The sequence below is a fragment of the Sphingopyxis sp. genome, from assembly GCF_016463645.1.
Lineage (GTDB): Bacteria > Pseudomonadota > Alphaproteobacteria > Sphingomonadales > Sphingomonadaceae > Sphingopyxis.
Genome location: NZ_JAEMQX010000223.1, coordinates 1 through 1,653, shown reverse-complemented (window position 1 = coordinate 1,653; position 1,653 = coordinate 1). Strand labels below are relative to the sequence as shown.

Annotated in this window: 3 protein-coding genes; all 3 read left to right on the top strand. The window is 62.4% G+C overall.

Features of this window, described 5'->3' with window-relative positions; translation table 11 throughout:
• A partial coding sequence (locus JHC57_RS21800) for a DNA methyltransferase (protein ID WP_294032670.1) occupies positions 1-194 on the top strand: 194 nt, incomplete at its 5' end.
• Positions 191-373 (top strand): hypothetical protein, encoded by a 183-nt coding sequence (locus JHC57_RS21795; protein WP_294032669.1) that lies wholly within the window; start codon positions 191-193, stop codon positions 371-373. The genes JHC57_RS21800 and JHC57_RS21795, both read left to right, overlap by 4 nt.
• Positions 370-1,653, top strand: a 1,284-nt coding sequence (locus JHC57_RS21790; RefSeq protein ID WP_294032668.1) for a DEAD/DEAH box helicase, incomplete at its 3' end; no start/stop codon positions are given. The genes JHC57_RS21795 and JHC57_RS21790, both read left to right, overlap by 4 nt.

The following is a 1,653-nucleotide window of genomic DNA, read 5'->3' as shown; positions in this document are numbered from 1 at the left end:
TCGACCCCTTCATGGGCAGCGGAACAACCGGCGTTGCTGCCGTGCAGATGGGCCGCGACTTCATCGGGATCGAACGGGAACCCAAGTACTTCGACATCGCCTGCAAGCGCATCGAGGATGCTCAGCGTCAGGGTGATTTGTTCCTTCAAGGAGCCTTGACGTCGGACTCCGCTGCTGTGCGAGAGTGCGCATGACCACCGACCAACTCTTCGCCCGAACCCAAGCCCGATACGAACGCTGGGACGCCGACTGCGCCCGCAATGCCGATATCCGGCGCCGCGTTAGGTCGGGTCAGCCGGTCGAGCAGGTCGCGCGCCACTACAACCTGTCGGATGAATTCGTCGGGCGGATTGCAGGGGCGTTTGGGGTATGATCCACCTCCGCCCCTACCAACAAACACTCCTCGACGGCGCCCGCGATGGTTTCCGAGACAAAATCCGCGCGATCCTGCTCCAGCTCGCGACCGGCGGCGGCAAGACCGTCTCTGGTTCCTACATGATCCACGGCGCCGCCCAGAAAGGTAAAGTCTGTTGGTGGCTGACACATCGCCGCGAACTGATCGGCCAGACGTCACGCACCTTTTCGTCAATGGGCATCGTCCACGGCATTATCCAGGGCGGCCACTCGACCGACCCGCATAAGCTGGTGCAGATCGGCTCGATCCAGACGGTCGCGCGCCGCCTAGATAAGCTGACCCCGCCCGACCTGATCATCTTCGACGAATGCCATCACCTCGGCGCCGGTCAGTGGCAGGCGGTATTCGACGCGTTCCCCGATGCCAAGATCATCGGCCTTACCGCAACACCGTGGCGGCTCGATGGTGTCGGTCTTGGTCGCTGGTTCGGGCGCATGATCAACGGGCCGACGGTCAAGCAATTGATCGAGGCTGGCGCGCTCTCGAAATATCGCCTGTTCGCGCCGCACGTTCCCGACCTGTCATCGGTTGGCACACAGGCTGGCGACCTGAAGCGCGACGATCTCGCCGAGGTGATGGATAAGCCGTCAATCGTTGGCGATGCGGTGAAGCATTATCATAAGCTCTGCCCCGGCAAGCGCGCCGTCGCGTTCGCGGTCAACATCGAGCATTCGCGCCATATCGTTCAGCAGTTTCAGTTGGCGGGTATCGCCGCCGAACATGTCGATGGCACGATGGACACGACGACGCGTGATGCAGCGATCCAGCGCTTCATCACCGGCGAAACGCTCGTCCTTTCGAACTGTGAGCTCTTCGGGGAGGGTTTTGACGTTCCGGCGATCGAGGCCGTCATTCTGCTGCGCCCGACGAAATCCCTGTCTCTCTACCTGCAGCAGGTCGGCCGCGCTTTGAGGCCTGCGCCGGGGAAAGATTATGCGATCATCCTCGACCATGCGGGCAATTCACTCCCACGCGAATTGAACGGGCAGGGCCACGGCTTCCCCGACGATGATCGCACATGGTCGCTCGACGACCGCGAGAAGCGCAAGGCCGGCGAGAAGTCCGAAGTCGCGATCCGCACCTGTCCCGAATGCTTCGCCGTATTCCGCCCCGTGCCCGAATGCCCGAACTGCGGCCATGTCTATGTCGCGCAGGTCCGCGAGATCGAGCAGGTCGAGGGCGACCTGAAAGAGATCGACGTCGAGGCTTTGCGCCGGGCGGAGATGCAGAACCGGAAG

What these genes read in the sequence shown, in the direction of transcription:
- JHC57_RS21795 (WP_294032669.1), top strand. Translation starts at nt 191, where the DNA reads ATGACCACCGACCAACTCTTCGCCCGAACCCAAGCCCGATACGAACGC.